General features: G+C 62.8%; 15 protein-coding genes. 9 read left to right on the top strand and 6 right to left on the bottom strand.

The window, feature by feature from the left end:
- Positions 1-3 precede the first annotated feature (3 nt).
- Together JOH52_RS23360 and JOH52_RS23355 are read right to left on the bottom strand one after the other, a co-directional pair.
- Positions 4-693 carry a response regulator gene (locus JOH52_RS23360; protein WP_003532082.1) on the bottom strand — a complete coding sequence of 230 codons (690 nt, stop codon included), beginning with the start codon at positions 691-693 and terminating at the stop codon, positions 4-6.
- Between the two features lie 220 nt (positions 694-913).
- A complete protein-coding gene (locus JOH52_RS23355) occupies positions 914-1,123 on the bottom strand; it encodes a hypothetical protein (RefSeq protein WP_014530822.1) in 210 nt (69 codons plus the stop codon).
- 205 nt (positions 1,124-1,328) lie between these two features.
- Here JOH52_RS23355 and JOH52_RS23350 point away from each other — a divergent pair, with 205 nt between their 5' ends.
- Both JOH52_RS23350 and JOH52_RS23345 read left to right on the top strand, forming a co-directional pair.
- Complete coding sequence (locus JOH52_RS23350) at positions 1,329-2,360, top strand: four-carbon acid sugar kinase family protein (protein WP_107010480.1); 1,032 nt, start codon at positions 1,329-1,331, stop codon at positions 2,358-2,360.
- A 3-nt stretch (positions 2,361-2,363) separates the two neighbouring features.
- Complete coding sequence (locus tag JOH52_RS23345; RefSeq protein ID WP_003532059.1) at positions 2,364-3,065, top strand: FadR/GntR family transcriptional regulator; 702 nt, start codon at positions 2,364-2,366, stop codon at positions 3,063-3,065.
- A 102-nt stretch (positions 3,066-3,167) separates the two neighbouring features.
- Here JOH52_RS23345 and JOH52_RS23340 read toward each other — a convergent pair whose 3' ends face one another.
- The 3 genes from JOH52_RS23340 to JOH52_RS23330 are packed head-to-tail and all read right to left on the bottom strand — an operon-like array spanning position 3,168 to position 6,423.
- Positions 3,168-4,274 (bottom strand): iron-containing alcohol dehydrogenase family protein, encoded by a 1,107-nt coding sequence (locus tag JOH52_RS23340; RefSeq protein ID WP_014530824.1) that lies wholly within the window; start codon positions 4,272-4,274, stop codon positions 3,168-3,170.
- Positions 4,271-5,236, bottom strand: coding sequence for a 4-hydroxythreonine-4-phosphate dehydrogenase PdxA (pdxA, locus tag JOH52_RS23335; RefSeq protein ID WP_003532057.1), 966 nt, complete (start codon positions 5,234-5,236; stop codon positions 4,271-4,273). Before pdxA ends, JOH52_RS23340 begins: the two co-directional genes overlap by 4 nt.
- Entirely contained in the window at positions 5,236-6,423 is a 1,188-nt protein-coding gene (locus JOH52_RS23330; protein ID WP_107010486.1) for a sialidase family protein, read from the bottom strand. Before JOH52_RS23330 ends, pdxA begins: the two co-directional genes overlap by 1 nt.
- A 320-nt stretch (positions 6,424-6,743) precedes the next feature.
- Here JOH52_RS23330 and JOH52_RS23325 point away from each other — a divergent pair, with 320 nt between their 5' ends.
- The 5 genes from JOH52_RS23325 to JOH52_RS23305 all read left to right on the top strand — a co-directional run bounded on the left by JOH52_RS23325 (position 6,744) and on the right by JOH52_RS23305 (position 12,700).
- Positions 6,744-8,243, top strand: coding sequence for an ABC transporter substrate-binding protein (locus JOH52_RS23325; RefSeq protein WP_165803137.1), 1,500 nt, complete (start codon positions 6,744-6,746; stop codon positions 8,241-8,243).
- A gap of 85 nt (positions 8,244-8,328) precedes the next feature.
- On the top strand, positions 8,329-9,243 hold the full coding sequence (locus tag JOH52_RS23320) for an ABC transporter permease (RefSeq protein ID WP_003532054.1): 915 nt from the start codon (positions 8,329-8,331) through the stop codon (positions 9,241-9,243).
- 13 nt (positions 9,244-9,256) lie between these two features.
- A complete protein-coding gene (locus JOH52_RS23315; RefSeq protein WP_014527603.1) occupies positions 9,257-10,180 on the top strand; it encodes an ABC transporter permease in 924 nt (307 codons plus the stop codon).
- Positions 10,173-11,819, top strand: coding sequence for an ABC transporter ATP-binding protein (locus tag JOH52_RS23310; protein WP_014530827.1), 1,647 nt, complete (start codon positions 10,173-10,175; stop codon positions 11,817-11,819). Before JOH52_RS23315 ends, JOH52_RS23310 begins: the two co-directional genes overlap by 8 nt.
- Positions 11,819-12,700: a dihydrodipicolinate synthase family protein gene (locus JOH52_RS23305; RefSeq protein ID WP_014530828.1), complete on the top strand. Its 882-nt coding sequence runs from the start codon at positions 11,819-11,821 to the stop codon at positions 12,698-12,700. Before JOH52_RS23310 ends, JOH52_RS23305 begins: the two co-directional genes overlap by 1 nt.
- A 19-nt stretch (positions 12,701-12,719) precedes the next feature.
- Here JOH52_RS23305 and JOH52_RS23300 read toward each other — a convergent pair whose 3' ends face one another.
- The gene (locus tag JOH52_RS23300) at positions 12,720-13,214 is read right to left on the bottom strand and encodes a DUF2243 domain-containing protein (RefSeq protein ID WP_014530829.1); all 495 of its coding nucleotides are present in this window, start codon (positions 13,212-13,214) and stop codon (positions 12,720-12,722) included.
- Positions 13,215-13,525: 311 nt separating this feature from the next.
- Between JOH52_RS23300 and JOH52_RS23295 the strand changes: the two genes are divergently transcribed.
- On the top strand, positions 13,526-14,452 hold the full coding sequence (locus JOH52_RS23295; protein WP_003532049.1) for an amidohydrolase family protein: 927 nt from the start codon (positions 13,526-13,528) through the stop codon (positions 14,450-14,452).
- A gap of 39 nt (positions 14,453-14,491) precedes the next feature.
- Positions 14,492-15,433, top strand: a complete 942-nt coding sequence (locus tag JOH52_RS23290) for an amidohydrolase family protein (protein ID WP_010975055.1) — start codon at positions 14,492-14,494, stop codon at positions 15,431-15,433.
- Positions 15,434-15,461 lie beyond the last annotated feature (28 nt).

Below are 15,461 nucleotides of genomic sequence, written 5' to 3'. Positions count from 1 at the left end.
ACCTCACTGCAGGCTGTGGCGGATCGATACTTCGCGTACCAGCATCGCCGCCTGGGTGCGATTGTGGACGCCCAGCCGGCGCAGAAGCGCTGTGATATGCGCCTTGACGGTCGCCTCGGCCAGCTGCATCTCGTAGGCGATCAGCTTGTTCGGCATGCCTTCGCAGATCAGGCTCAGAATGCGGGTCTGCTGCTGCGACAGATGGGCGATCTTGCGCGAGATCGTCTCCACCGACTGGTCCGTGGCCGTCGCGCGCGCCGGTACCGCGTAGCCCGGCGGCACATAGGTCTTGCCGTTCCAGATATCCTGCATCGCTTCCTGGAAATTATGACGGTCGATATCCTTGGGGATGAACCCCGCGGCACCGGCGGCGATGACCGACTGAACCACGTCCTTCGACGTGAAGGCGGAGATCACGATGACCGGAATATCGGGCATCTTTTCCTTGATTTTCAGAAAACCGCTTAACCCGGACGCATCGGGCAGGTTCAGATCCAGCATGATCAGATCGGGCGAGAAGCGCATCCTGAGCTGCTGCAACGCTTCGCTCAACGACGTCGCCGTTCTGATCCGGCGCGTATTGAAGGTGCTTTCCATCGTCGCGGCCAGAGCATCGCAATAGAGCGGATGATCATCGATCACCAGGGCCGACTTTATCGAAAGCGAATGAACGGGCAAGGCTGTCCGCGGCATGGCTCTCCTCCCGAGATACTTCCAAGCCAACAGAGCGACTCAAAGCCACTCCGAGTTCACCGAGAATATCTCTCTCCCAGGCCGTCGTACTCTCCCCAGCACGACGCGAATCGTTGTCGCACAGTTTTCCACCCCGGGCAATTCCGAGATTTTGCGACACTACACTGTCGGCGATACGCCTACGAGATTCAAGCGCCTCGTTCCGGGCGTGCCCAGGAACTCAGACGGGGCGGCTCGCATCCGCAACCCTGCATCGCCACTTCTTGACGCGAAGCGCCGGATGCTGCTCGGACCATTCGGCGATGTACACCGCAGACTGGAACATGCATTGATTCAACGACCTCAGGTCCTGAAACTGCAGCGGTTCCTCCCGGCACTTTTCTGGTGCCGTCGCAAGGCATACGGTCAGTACGAGCGTCACCGGCTCCATGACTTCTCCCGTTTCGGATGAAGTTTACGCACGGGCTAATATAGCCGTCAACGCGTGAATGCGCCAGCCGCGTGACGGCATTCCGTCCGGATGTGCACGAAGCCTTTTCCCTGCACATTTGTAAATTTAAATTTGCAAATCCTTGCAATACATGTAGAAAATTCAGCACGTAAGATAACAACAATCGGATTTGCAGCGTCTCCCCATGCTTGTGATTCTCGCCGATGATCTGACGGGTGCTCTTGATTCAGCCGCCCCGTTTGCGGGCCACGGCCTTCGCACGGAAGTCGCTCTCGCGCTGGACTCCATGGATGCTGCACTGGCGGACGGACCGGACATTCTCGTCGTCAACGTGAAATCCCGCGAGGTTTCCGCGGATGAGGCGCGCAAGGCGACATCCGACGTTCTGAAGCACGTCCCGGAAAATGCGCGGATTTTCAAGAAGGTCGACTCGCGGCTGAAGGGCAATATCGAAGCTGAACTCGACGCCACCCCTTTTGCCCGCGCGCTCGTCGCGCCGGCTATCCCCGATTTCGGCCGCATCGTGGTCGCTGGTCATGTCCGGGGGTTTGGCGTGGACGCGCCGATCCCGGTCGCCGAAAGGCTCGGCAGACATGCGGAACGGACATTGATCCCCGACACCATGTCTCGCAAAGACATGCTCGCCGCCTTGGCAAGCGCCGAGACGGCCGGCTGCGACCTCATGATCGGCGCTAGAGGGCTTGCCGATGCACTTGCCCATCGGATGACCGATAGGGAAACGCTGCCGCCGATACCGCTGCCCCGGCAACCTATACTGATCGTCGTCGGATCGCGCGACCCGATCACGGTCGAGCAGGTCGACGTGCTGCGGGAAAACCATTCCACCGAATATGTCCCGGCGGCCGGAGGCAGGGTGCAGCAGCCCAGCGCCCCCGCAACCGGGACGGTGACCATCATTCAGGCGATCGAGGGCGAAACGCCGCTCGGCCCGGCCGAAGTCTCCGCCAACCTGGCCGACAGCGTCGTTCCGGCGTTCACCGGCGGGGCCGCGACCCTGCTTCTTACAGGTGGTGCGACAGCCGAGGCAGTGCTGGAGAGGATGGGCGTTTCCCGATTCCGCCTTTTCGGCGAATGCGTGCCCGGGATCGCGCTGGCCTTTGCCGATGGCCGCTATATCATCACCAAGTCCGGCGGCTTCGGCGGGCCGGACACGTTGAGCGACATCGCAAGGCAGATAATGGGGGAGGCGAGATAGACGATGGGACTGCAGGAAGGGACCCCCCGCAAGGGCCTGCCCGACATCGTGTTCGAAAGGATGCACCGCGCGATCAAGTCCGGCGCCTACAAGCCGGACGAGCGTCTGCCGACGGAGCATGAGCTGGCGACGGAGTTCGAGGTATCCCGGCCGATCGTCCGGGAGGCGCTGAAGCGCCTCCGGGACCAGGGGCTCATCTATTCCCGGCGTGGCGCGGGCAGTTTCGTGAGAGCCGTGGGCCTTCGCGAGCCGCTCGGCTTCGGTCAACTGGAAAACGTCGCCGATCTCCTGAACTGCTATGAATTCCGCCTGACGCTGGAACCCGCAGCCGCAGCCGCGGCAGCCCTCCGGCACGACGAGACGAGCCTCGCATCGATCCGCCGGGCACTCGAACTGCTGCGCGACGCCACCAACCGGCAGTCCCACCGGGAGGATGCCGACTTCCAGTTCCATCTTGCGATCGCCCGTGCGGCCCAGAACAGCTACTTCTCGACTGCCATGGAGGCGTTGAAGGAGCACATCGCCGTGGGCATGAAGTTCCATGGCATCTCGGTGAAGCGCGAGGCAAGCGGCCTCTCCAGGGTTTTCGCCGAGCACGAGGCGATTGCCGATGCCATCGCCGCCGGCAGTGCCGAAGAGGCCCGGATGCTGATGCTGAAGCACCTTACCGGATCGCGCGACCGCCTGTTCCTGGCCTCGCAGTAGAGGCAGGACCCCGCCCCGACTTGGTCTGGCTGGATCCCTGTGACGAACACAGGGATGAGGAGATCAACAAGCCGCGGCGGGTATCCCGTATCTCAACAGGCCTTAGAACGCTGCCCGGTAGATCTCCAGCACATCGGCCTCGCTCATGTCGACCGGATTGTTGTCCATCAGCCGCCGGATCGCATGCGCATCCGCGGCAAAGCGCGGCAGGTCGGCCGCCGTCGCGCCATTGGCGGCCAGAGACATCTCTATGCCGAGGCCGGCACAGAAATCTTTCGCGGCCGACAGCAGATCACGTTGCGAGAGACCCTGCCCGAGCCCGAGGGCATCCGCGACTTCCGCCGTCTTTGCCGCAGCGGACGGCTGGTTGAAGGCGAGCACATGCGGAAAGATGATCGCATTGGCGAGACCGTGCGGCAGATGCAAGAGCGTGCCGAGCGGATAGGAGATGGCGTGCCCGGCCGCCGTGTTGACGGGGCCGAGGCATATGCCGCCGTAATAGGAAGCCAGCATCATGCCCTCGCGCGCCTCGGTATCTTCGCCGTCGCGCACGGCACGGGCGAGATATTTGCCGACGAGGTTGAACCCCATGCGGGCGAAGCCGTCGATCATCGTATGGGCTTTGCGGTTGGTGAAGGCCTCGACGCAATGGGCCATGGCATCCACGCCGGTCGCCGCGGTGACCGCAGGCGGCACGCTGTAGGTGAGTTCCGGATCGAGCACGGCGAGGTCGGCGATCATGTGCGGGCTTTCGACCGCGATCTTGCTGCCCTTGCTCGGGTCGGTGATCAGCGAACGGATCCCGGCCTCAGAACCCGTGCCGGCGGTCGTCGCGACCTGCGCAAGGCGCGTGTTGCGGCCGGCCACGCGATTGGGTCCGGCGACATCGGCGAGCGATTGCCCGGAGTCCCAGAGTACCGCGACCAGCTTGGCTACATCCATCACCGAGCCGCCGCCAAGACCGACGATCAGATCCGGGCGAGCGTTCCGCGCGGCTTCAAGCGCCGCCTCGAGCGTCGTGATATCCGGTTCGCCGGGGATGGCGTCGAATAAGGTGACCTTGCCCGAGAGCTTCAGGCTGTCGGCAAAGCCGGACGTGACCGGCGTCGCAATGACCAGGGTGGAGCCGGCCTGACCGGCCCACGCGCCGACTTCGCCGCGGCTTCCGGCGCCGACGACGAGCCGGCGCGGCTGATGGATCGTAATCATGACGCTGCCTTTCTGCTTGCCTGACCGGCCACGAGCTTGCGCGCATAGGCGATCGCGGAATTCAGGTTGCCGTGATTGGCGATACCCTTTCCGGCAATATCGAAGGCAGTCCCGTGATCGACGGAGGTGCGGTCGATCGGAAGATCTACGGATACGTTGACCGCCGTATCGAAGGCGACCAGCTTGATCGGGATATGACCCTGGTCGTGATATTGCGCGACGACCAGATCGAAGCCTCCCGAATAGGCGCGATGGAACACGGTATCGGCAGAGATCGGCCCCTGCACGTCGATGCCTTCTTCACGCGCGGCCGCCACCGCAGGCCCGATCTGATCATCGTCTTCCGTGCCGAACAGGCCGTTCTCGCCGCAATGCGGGTTGATGCCGGCGACCGCGATGCGCGGGTGCTCGTAGCCGATGCGCTTCAGGTGCGCGTTGCCGGCGCGGATCGTGGCAAGGACCCGCTCGGTGGTGGCGCGGCCGATCGCCTCCTTGAGCGACACATGGGTCGAGACGTGAATGACCTTGAGGCGCTCGGAGGCAAGCAGCATATAGGCGGCGCTCGATCCGGTCAGGCTGCGCAGCATGCCGGTATGGCCGTCGTAATGGTGGCCTGCCATATTGAGTGCTTCCTTGTTGATCGGCGCCGTGACGATGCAGCCGATGTTGCCGGCCTCGGCATCGCGTACCGCGCGCTCGATGAACCGGAAGGCTGCGTCGCCTGCCACTGCCGAAAGGCTACCCCAGGGGAGCGGCGCGCCCTCGACCGTAAGGTCGACGACATAGGGCTGAAGATCGACCGAGAGACCAAGCGCCTCCCTTGCAGCCTCGAGCGTCGCGAGGTTGCCGTAGATACGGGTCGCCTCCCGGTCAGCAGCCGACATCTCAGCAAGCGATCGGACCGTGATCTCCGGTCCGACGCCACAGGGATCGCCCATGGTGATGCCGATAATCTTGCTCATCAGTTTCTCCCCTCGTCGGCCCACCCGGGCGGCAGACGGACATATTTGATTGCCCGCCGATGGTAGGTGTAGGCGACGTGCAGGCTGCCGTCGTCCCCTTCCAGGAGCCACGGATAAGACATCTCCTTGTTGTGTCCATCGGTCGAATTGTTGGAAAGGCAGGTCCCCGGTCCGCCCTCGATCGCGATACGATCGGGGAAGGTCCGGCCGTCGTCGGCCGACAGGCAGACGCTCACCGGCGCCCGCGGCACGCCCCAGATCGGCACGCAGCCGCCTGAAGGATCGGCATCGGGCCGGCCGTCGTCGTCTCCGAGCTCGTCGTAAAGCGATGCGCGCCGGTCGGCCCAAAGGGCCGCATTCACCGGATTGCAGATCATCGCCAGCCGGCCTTCCCTGAGCCTGACGACCGCGATGGAGGAATTGTTGTTCGGCACGTCGGTCGGCGCCGGCAGGCTCCACGTCCGCCCGCCGTCGACGCTCTCGACGCGATAGACCTGGTCCGCTTGGCGGCGGCGGAAGAAAGCGGCGTAGCCGGTGTCGCCGACGCGCACCGGGCTCATGTGCACGCAACCGATCGAGCCGTCGAGATCGGCGAGCTGCCAGCTTCGGCCGCCATCGATCGAGACGCCGACGGCCGCATTGTCGTGGCTGCCGTTCCACTTCTGGCCGGGGCGCTGGATGCAGCGAAAGATCGGCAGAAGCCAGGCCCCGTCATCTCTGATGACCAGCGGCGCGCGGATAAAGCAGCCGCGCGGCAGGTCGAGATAGCGCCCCTCGGAAGCGGCAAGCCTCGTCGGATCAGCGGCATCCCTCTCGATTGCGGCCATACGGATGCGGCATTCGTCCTGGTTGCCCGAAGGCTGCGACGTGTGGAAAAGCCAGAGCCGCCCGTCGGGCGCCGTGAACAGCACCGGGTTCTGCTCTGAGTGCTCGGCATCGAAGCTCAGCCGCTGCGGCTCGCCCCATTGCGCGGCGCCTGGCGCGAGCACCGACGCGAAGATCGAAATGTCGGATTTTCCCTCGAGCGTCCCACCGAACCAGGCACAGACGAGACTTCCGTCCTCGAGCCTGTGCAGAAAGGCTGCGTGGTTCTGCACCATGGGCGAGGGCAGGAGCGATTCCAATCGCCCTCCCCCGGCCTCCCGGAGCTTGCCGGTCATTGCGTTTGCGATTTCGTCAGGCGTCATGAAAGCCTCCTCATGCATTGGACAATCGCGGAATTTCGAAAGTTGTCAAGTTTTCTATTTGTCTGCAGCGCGTTCAAGTCCGGGCGTATGTGCTACCAACATATTGTTTTTGTTACTTAGTTTCGAGATCAAAATTTTTCATCCCAGAATATCGGCGAAAACAATTTGACAAACTTGCTGAGAAATCGGATGGTCTGGACAATTCGGCGGCAGAAGAGCGCTTAGCGGCGAGGAGGCTGATTGCCGCTAATACCTGCATGGAGCGAGGCGCACGAAGGTCGCCGCGCCACACACGAGATCCTAGAGGGAGGAGAATGCAAATGAAAAGAACACTGATTATGGGAGCCCTGATGCTGGGCTCCGCGCTCGCCCCGGCCTTCGCGGCATCCGGGCCGGTCAAGATCGTTCTGCCGGAGGAGGCGGACCTGCTCGAACCCTGCATGGCCACGCGCTCGAATATCGGCCGCATCATCATGCAAAACGTCAGCGAGACTCTGACCGAGCTCGACGTTCGCGAGGGCAAGGGCCTGATGCCTCGTCTGGCGGAAAGCTGGAAGCAGAAGGAGGATGGCAGCTGGCGCTTCAATCTGCGCAAGGGCGTGAAGTTCTCCGACGGCACGGACTTCAACGCCAAGGACGTCAAGTACAGCTTCGACCGCGTGATGAGCGACAAGAATGCCTGCGAGTCGCGCCGCTATTTCGGCGGCATGAACATTAAGATCGACGTCGTCGACGACACGACCGTAGATTTCACGGTCGATCCGGTTCAGCCGATCCTGCCGCTGCTCCTGTCGTTGCTGACCATCGTGCCGGAAGAGACGTCGATGGAGTTCGTGCGCGAGCCCGTCGGCACCGGGCCCTACAAGCTGACCGACTGGACGCCCGGACAGCAGATCGTGCTTTCCGCCCGGGACGACTACTGGGGCGAAAAGCCCGAGGTCACCGAGGCGACCTATCTGTTCCGCGCCGATCCTGCGGTCCGCGCCGCCATGGTCCAGACGGGCGAAGCCGATCTGTCGCCGTCCATCTCGCAGACCGAAGCGACGAATCCGGCCACCGACTTCTCCTATCTCGACAGCGAGACCGTCTATCTGCGCATCGATCACAATATCGAGCCGTTGAACGACGTCCGCATCCGTCGCGCTCTGAACCTTGCGATCGACCGCGAAGCCTTCCTCGGTACGCTGGTGCCCGACAGTGCCGTCCTCGCCACCGCGATCGTTCCGCCGCCGACGCTCGGCTGGAACCCCGACGTGAAGGTCTTCCCCTACGATCCCGAGCAGGCCAAGAAGCTCATCGAGGAGGCCAAGGCCGATGGCGTCAAGGTAGACACGCCGATCACCATCATCGCGCGCACCGCGAACTTCCCCAACGTGACCGAGATCATGGAGGCCATCCAGGCACAGTTGCAGGAGGTCGGACTCAAGGTCGAGCTCAAATTCGTAGAAGTCGCCGAGCACGAAGTCTATTACTCGAAGCCCTTCAAGGAAGGGCGCGGTCCCCAGCTGGTTGCCGCGATGCACGACAACTCGAAGGGTGATCCCTCCTTCTCGATGTTCTTCAAATACGACTCCGAAGGCACGCAGTCGGGCTTCTCCGATCCGAAGGTCGACGACCTGATCGCCCGTGCCTCGGCTGCCGTCGGAGACGAACGCGCCAAGCTCTGGTCCGAGGTCATCGCCTACGTCCATGACGAGGTGGTGGCAGACGTGCTGCTGTTCCACATGGTCGGTTTCTCGCGGGTGTCCGAGCGATTGGACTTCAAGCCCACGATGGCGACGAATTCCATGCTGCAGCTCTCCGAGATCAAGATCAAATGATCTGAACCGCGGACGAGCGGCCATTCGAAATGAAGACCTTCCGGCGGCGGGACCCCCGCCGCCTCATGCAAAATCGAGGGCTGCCATGCTCAGATTCATCCGCCAACGTGCGCTCGCAAGCCTGATCTCGCTCATCGGCCTGATCGTCATGGTATTCTTCCTGTCCCGGATGACCGGCGACCCGGCGGCCCTGTTTCTGCCCGTCGAAGCCTCCGCCGAGATGAAGGAGCAGTTCCGCGAGCTGCACGGACTGAACGATCCGATCCTCGTGCAGTTCGCCCGCTATGTGGGCGATGTCGTCACCGGCGACCTCGGCGAATCCCTGCGCAAGGCCCGCCCTGCACTCGATGTCGTCCTCGAAGCCTTCACCTGGACACTCTGGCTTGCCGTCATCACGATGACGCTCGTCACGGGAGCGGCGATCGTTGTCGGCTCGCTGGGCGCCTTCCGCTCCGGCGGCTTCTTCGACCGGCTGTCCTCGATGGTTTCGCTCATCGGTGCGTCCGTCCCGGATTTCTGGCTGGCGATCGTCGCCATCGTCATCTTCTCGATCAACTTCGCGATCCTGCCGACATCCGGCACCGGATCGGTCGTGCACTGGATCCTGCCGATCGCGGTTCTCTTCGTCCGCCCCTTCGGCATCATCGTCCAGGTGGTTCGCGGTTCCATGGTCAGCGCGCTTTCCTCGGCCTATGTGAAGACCGCGCGGGCCAAGGGCGTGAAGTCCGGGCCGATCATCTTCATCCACGCGCTGCGCAATGCGATGCTGCCCGTCATCACCGTGGTCGGCGACCAGGCGGCGAGCCTGCTGAACGGTGCGGTCGTGGTCGAGACGATCTTCGGCTTTCCCGGCGTCGGCAAGCTCATGATCGATTCCATCCTGCAACGCGATTTCAACGTGGTGCTGGCGGCGATTCTCGTCACGGCCATTGCGATCTTCCTCATGAACGTGCTCATCGACCTCGCCTATGCGCTGCTCGATCCGCGCATCCGGCACTGAGGAGGCAACGACCATGAGCCTGGCAACCACCGACAATGTCATCGCCGCAGAGCCGTCCTTCCCGGTCCGCATGATGCGCATGCTGCTGGCGGACAAGTTCGCGCTCTGCGCGGCGATCTTCCTTCTCGTCATTCTCACCATAGCCATCATCGGTCCGGCCTGGCTGGGCGACCTCGCGACGAAGCAGAACCTGCGCGGCCGCAACCTGCCGCCATTCGACTGGACCCGCACCTGGGTCTGGTGGATGGGGGCCGACGCGCTCGGCCGTCCGCTTTTCGCCCGCATCATCGTGGCCGCTCAGAACACCCTGATGGTCGCCGCCGGCGCCGTGATCCTCTCCTCGGTGATTGGCACGGTTCTCGGCCTCATCGCCGGCTTTTCCTCGCCACGCATGAGCCAGATCATCATGCGTCTCGCCGACGTGATCATGTCCTTCCCGTCTCTGCTGATCGCGGTGATCGTACTCTATGTGCTCGGCTCCTCGATCCTCAACCTCATGCTGGTGCTCGCCATCACCCGCATTCCGGTCTATCTGCGCACCACGCGCGCCGAAGTGCTCGAGATCCGCGAGCGCATGTTCGTGCAGGCTGCCCGGGTCATGGGCGCCTCCAGCAAGCGAATCCTGTTCCGCCACATCCTGCCGGTCGTGCTGCCGACGCTGACGACGCTCGCCACGCTTGATTTCGCCTATGTCATGCTGGCGGAGAGCGCGCTGTCCTTCCTCGGCATCGGCATCCAGCCGCCGGAAATCACCTGGGGCCTGATGATCTCGCAGGGCCGGCAATATCTCACCAATGCCTGGTGGCTCTCCTTCTGGCCCGGCCTTGCCATCATTCTCACCACCATGTCGCTCAACCTGCTGTCCAACTGGATGCGGATCGCGCTCGATCCGGTACAGCGCTGGCGTCTCGAAATGAAGGGCGGCAAAAATGGCTGAACATCTGCTCGAGGTCCGTAACCTCTCCGTCGAGTTCCACACCGCGGCCGGCGTGGTCCATGCCGTGAAGTCGATCTCCTATCACCTCGACAAGGGCGAGACGCTGGCGATCCTCGGCGAAAGCGGTTCCGGCAAGTCCGTCTCCTCCTCGGCGATCATGAACCTCATCGACATGCCGCCGGGCCGCATCAGCGCCGGCGAAATCCTGCTCGACGGCAGGGACCTGCTGACGATGCCTGCCGAGGAACGGCGCGAGGTCAACGGCCGCCGGGTCGCCATGATCTTTCAGGATCCGCTCAGCCATCTCAATCCGGTCTACAGCGTCGGCTGGCAGATCTCCGAAGCCATGACAACTCACGGGCTCGCCGGCAGCAAGGCGCGCGAAGAGGCGCTGCGGCTCCTTCGCCGCGTCGGAATCCCCGAGCCCGAGCGGGCAATGCGCAAATATCCGCACGAATTCTCCGGCGGTCAGCGCCAGCGCGTCATGATCGCCATGGCGCTGGCGCTCCGGCCGGACCTCCTGATCGCCGACGAACCGACCACCGCGCTCGACGTGACCGTGCAGGCCGAAGTGCTGAAGCTTCTGAAGGAGCTGCAGCGCGAAACGGGCATGGCGGTGCTGATCATCACCCACGATCTCGGCGTCGTCTCCGAGATCGCCGACCGGGTCGTCGTGATGGAAAAGGGCGCCATCGTCGAAGCGGGAACCGTGCGCGAGATCTACAAGAACCCGCAGCATCCCTATACGCAGAAGCTCATCGCCGCCGCCCCGGGCAAGGGCGCGATGCACGAACCGGGCGCGCGCGCCGAACCCCTGCTCAGCGTGCGCGACGTGCGCAAGACCTACGGCTCCTTCGAAGCGCTGAAGGGCATCTCCTTCGATCTGATGCCCGGCGAGACCATGGCTGTCGTCGGAGAGAGCGGCTCCGGCAAATCGACGCTTGCCCGTGCCCTTTTGCGTCTCGACGAGCCGGATGGCGGCACGGCGCTCTGGAAGGGCCGCGACCTGTTCACGCTTTCGCCGGCAGAGCTCTACAAGCTCAGGCGCGACCTCCAGATGGTGTTCCAGGACCCGACCCAGTCGCTCAACCCGCGCATGACGGTCTACCAGCTGATCTCCGAGGCATGGGTCATCCATCCGGACATCCTGCCCAAGGCAAAGTGGCGTGAACGCGTCGCGGAGCTCCTGGTGCAGGTCGGTCTTTCGGCCGAGCACATGAGCCGCTATCCGCACCAGTTTTCCGGCGGCCAGCGGCAGCGCATCGCCATTGCCCGGGCGCTTGCGCTCGAGCCGCACCTGATCATCTGCGACGAGGCCGTTTCCGCGCTCGACGTCTCCGTCCAGGCGCAGGTGATCGAGCTTCTCGACAGGCTGCGCCGCGAGATGGGGATCGCCTTCATCTTCATCGCCCATGACCTGCCGGTCGTTCGCGATTTCGCCGATTACGTCATGGTCATGCAGCAGGGAGAGGTCGTCGAGCTCGGCACCGTCCGCGAGGTCTTCGATACGCCGCGGCAGGCCTATACCCGCGCCCTTCTCGCCGCCAGCCTCAGTCCCGATCCGGATGCAAAGGCCGGCCACCTCGCATCGGTACCGGCCGAGGCAGCCGACATTCTTATCCCAAAGCGGAGTCACTGATGTCCAAGAAAGCCTTCGTCGCCCTCGTCACCTGCTTCAACGAGGACGAGACCATCAATTACGAGGCGACCCGCGCCCAGGTACGCCGGCAGGTCGCCGCCGGCAACAATATCATGTGCGCCGGCACCAATGGCGACTTCACCGCGCTCACGCACGAGGAGAAGATCCGCCTCACCGAGGAAGTGGTCGACGAGGTCGGCGGCCGCGTCGATGTCATCGTCAATGCCGGCATGCCCGCGACCTTCGAGACGCTGCAGCTCGCGCGCGCCTTCGACCGCATCGGCGTCAGCGGCATTGCCGTCATCACCCCCTTCTTCATCGCCTGTACGCAGGACGGCCTGATCCGGCACTTCTCGACGGTCGCCGATGCCGTGGAGACCCCCGTCTATCTCTATGACATTCCCTCCCGCACCCAGAACCATATCGAGCCGGAGACGGCGTTGAAGCTTTCCGCGCACGGCAATATCGCCGGGATCAAGGATTCCGGCGGTGCGCAGGATACTCTCGACGCCTATCTGCAGGTAGCGCGCGACGTGCCGGGCTTCGAAGTCTATTCCGGCCCCGACCATCTGGTTCTCTGGTCGCTGCAGAACGGTGCGGCCGGCTGCATTTCCGGCCTCGGCAACGCCATGCCGGAGGTGCTCGCCGGCATTCTCAGCGCGTTCAACAGCGGGAACATTGCGGAGGCGGAACGCCAGCAGGCAATCTACACCGCCTTCCGCACCGAGCTTTACGCCCTCGGCTTCCCGCCGGCCCTCGTCAAGCGCTCGCTCTACCTGCAGGATCCCTCCGTCGGCGCCTCCCGCCAGCCGGCACTGCTTCCGAGCGAGGAGCAGGACGCAAAAATCCGGGAAATTCTGGTGCGGCACCGGCTGCTGTGAGAGCGGTTCCCCACCCCGTTCATCTCGAAAGGTCTCGTTTACCGGACCGGTACAGGACCCACCCGGCAATCAGCATCAAGGCTCCCCAGAGAAGAAAGCCTGTGTCCCAGTAGACCCACTGATCGCGCGGCACGGTCTCGTTGACATGATGCAGGCCGAGAATCTGGTGGTTGACGGTGCCCTCGATCAGGTTGAAGCCGCCAAACCCGATGAGGAAGGTACCGGCAATAAGCTTTGCCGACCAAAGCAGGGGTCTCCGCCGCCCCCTGCGCCACAGAACGATCAGGCCCAGCACGACGAAAACGTATGTGCCCATATGGAAGAGGCCGTCAAAGAACGTATTCAGTCTCAGGTTTTCCAGGCTGTCCGGTGGAAAGCCTGCGCTGCTCAGCATGTGATGCCACTGCAGCACCTGATGCAGAACGATGCCGTCGAAGAAGCCCCCGAGACCGAGGCCGAGGAGGATTCCGGCTGCAGCGGGAAACTCTGCGTTTTCTTTTGCGGTGTCGTCCAATGCCTGTACTCCGCTGAGCAACCGCTCACAGAATGAATTCTTTCGAATTATTTATTAATTGATCAGTTTGATGAAATGTACTTTTCATTCCCTCTAAGCTGTCTTAATATTCTCCACGTCAGTAGAAGCGGTCAGCCGCGTTAGTATCTCACGATACAACATCCGGTCGGGAATTGCTGACATGCGATCGCGCAGACCGCAGCCCGACGGATCTTTCTGACCTCGCCTTCAGCAAAGTTGACGTCGAACTCCGGGGCGCTTCGCTCATGGACAATCCGTGAATTGGATTGACGGCAACTCTGGAGAGACTGATGATTATCGACATTAGCTGCTACCCGACCAAGATTGTGGATCTGGCCTGGCGGCACGATGGCGAGCCTTTTACAGGTGAGCGCCTCCTCAAGATGATGGACGGCCCTTATTATGTGAACGGGAAGCCGCGCCGCATCGACAAAGCTTTCATCCAGCCCCCGCAGGGCAACACCATTTACACCGACGGTTACGGCGATCTCACCGGCAAGGCGGCGATCCGGGACTACATGTCCTACACCGTCGAGCTCGTTCAGAAATATCCGGACCGCTTCCTCGGCTGCTTCGTCTACAATCCCCGCTACGGCACGCAGAACGGCGCCGAAGAAATCGAGCACCACGCCAAGGAATACGGCTTCAAGATGGTGCAGCTTCAGGCGAACATGCATGCCTACCGTCCCGACCGGGCGCTCGACTGGCTGCGGCCCGCGATGCGGAAATGCGCCGACCTCGGCCTCATCGTGAAGGTGCATACCGGCGACGGACCGTACAGCATCCCGACCGAATTCTATCCGATCATCCGAGAGTTTCCGTCGGTCAATTTCGTCCTCGGCCATTTCGGCGTGCAGACGGGCGGCGTCTATGTCTTCGAGCCGTTCCAGATGGCGATGGATGCGCCGAACATCTATGTCGAATCCGGCTGGTGCCTGCAGTCGCGCATCGTCGAATTCGCCAAGGAACTGCCCAAGCACAAGATCCTGTTCGGCACCGACACGCCCCCGAACGAGCCGGGTATGTGGCTGCGCCTTCTCGAGGTGCTGTGCCACGAGCCGCCCCAGGGGCTGAACCTCGACGAGGATACGCTCGAGGACTACCTCGGCAACAACATCGCCCGGATGATCGGTCTCGATCCGACGCCGCCGCCACGCAGCGTGGAGGAGGCGCAGGCGCGCCTCAACGGCACCCATGCCAGCCTTCAGCCGGCATGAGCCTTCCGCACGCGCGTTTCATGAAATCGGAGAAATAGCATGATCATCGATACCCACCTCCACCCGACCAATCTGGTCGACGAGGCATGGCGCCACACCGGCACGCCCTTCAACGGCGAGCGCATGCTGAAGCTGATGGACGGACCCTATATGATCAACGGCAAGCCTCGCCGGATCGACATGGGCTTCATCCAGCCGCCGCCCGGCAATACAGGCTATCGCGACGGCAACCGCATGGGCCGCGAAGGCATCCGCGATTACATGGCGTATATCGCCGAACTTTGCCAGAAATACCCGGACCGCTTCATCGGCAACTTCAACTACAATCCCCGCTGGGGGCCGGAAAACGGCGCGGCCGAGCTCGAATTCCATGTCAAGGAATACGGCTTCAAGATGCTGAAGCTGCATGCCAACATGCATGGTTACCGGCCCGACCGGGCCCTCGACTGGCTGCGCCCGGCGATGAAGAAGTGCGCGGAACTCGGCGTCGTCGTGCTCATCCACACCGGTGATGGGCCTTACACCATTCCGACGATGTTCTATCCGATCATTCGCGAGTTCCCGATGGTCAATTTCATCATCGGGCATTTCGGGATCCAGACCGGGGGCAACTACTCGTTCGAGTCCTTCTGGATGGCGATGGACACACCCAACGTCTACTGCGAGTCCGGTTGGTGCTTCCAATCCCGCATCGTCGAATTCGCGAAAGAGCTGCCGAAACACAAGATCGTCTTCGGTACGGACTCGCCGCCGAACGAGCCCGGCATGTGGCTGCGAGAGCTCGAGGTTCTGTGCCACGAACCGCCCCACGGCCTCGGCCTTTCCGAGGAAGATCTCGAGGGCTATCTCGGCAACAACATCGCCAAGCTCGTCGGCATCGACCCGACCCCTCCGCCACGCAATCTCGAGGAAGCTCAGGCGCGCCTGACCGATACCTATGCGGGTCTGAGACGTGAGGAGCGCCAGCCTACTCCCGCCTGATCGGCCCTGGCGATCCAAAAGTCAGAGC

Origin of the sequence: Sinorhizobium meliloti, assembly GCF_017876815.1 — a bacterium.
Taxonomy (GTDB): Bacteria; Pseudomonadota; Alphaproteobacteria; order Rhizobiales; family Rhizobiaceae; genus Sinorhizobium; species Sinorhizobium meliloti.
Note: the sequence above shows the minus strand (reverse complement) of the source record. Positions and strands in the feature narration are given on the sequence as shown.

Coding starts and splice junctions, on each gene's coding strand:
- JOH52_RS23355 (WP_014530822.1), bottom strand. CDS start 1,123: ATGGAGCCGGTGACGCTCGTACTGACCGTATGCCTTGCGACGGCACCA.
- JOH52_RS23325 (WP_165803137.1), top strand. CDS start 6,744: ATGAAAAGAACACTGATTATGGGAGCCCTGATGCTGGGCTCCGCGCTC.
- JOH52_RS23290 (WP_010975055.1), top strand. CDS start 14,492: ATGATCATCGATACCCACCTCCACCCGACCAATCTGGTCGACGAGGCA.
- JOH52_RS23345 (WP_003532059.1), top strand. CDS start 2,364: ATGGGACTGCAGGAAGGGACCCCCCGCAAGGGCCTGCCCGACATCGTG.
- JOH52_RS23295 (WP_003532049.1), top strand. CDS start 13,526: ATGATTATCGACATTAGCTGCTACCCGACCAAGATTGTGGATCTGGCC.
- JOH52_RS23305 (WP_014530828.1), top strand. CDS start 11,819: ATGTCCAAGAAAGCCTTCGTCGCCCTCGTCACCTGCTTCAACGAGGAC.
- JOH52_RS23310 (WP_014530827.1), top strand. CDS start 10,173: ATGGCTGAACATCTGCTCGAGGTCCGTAACCTCTCCGTCGAGTTCCAC.
- JOH52_RS23350 (WP_107010480.1), top strand. CDS start 1,329: ATGCTTGTGATTCTCGCCGATGATCTGACGGGTGCTCTTGATTCAGCC.
- pdxA (WP_003532057.1), bottom strand. CDS start 5,236: ATGAGCAAGATTATCGGCATCACCATGGGCGATCCCTGTGGCGTCGGA.
- JOH52_RS23360 (WP_003532082.1), bottom strand. CDS start 693: ATGCCGCGGACAGCCTTGCCCGTTCATTCGCTTTCGATAAAGTCGGCC.
- JOH52_RS23320 (WP_003532054.1), top strand. CDS start 8,329: ATGCTCAGATTCATCCGCCAACGTGCGCTCGCAAGCCTGATCTCGCTC.
- JOH52_RS23340 (WP_014530824.1), bottom strand. CDS start 4,274: ATGATTACGATCCATCAGCCGCGCCGGCTCGTCGTCGGCGCCGGAAGC.
- JOH52_RS23315 (WP_014527603.1), top strand. CDS start 9,257: ATGAGCCTGGCAACCACCGACAATGTCATCGCCGCAGAGCCGTCCTTC.
- JOH52_RS23330 (WP_107010486.1), bottom strand. CDS start 6,423: ATGACGCCTGACGAAATCGCAAACGCAATGACCGGCAAGCTCCGGGAG.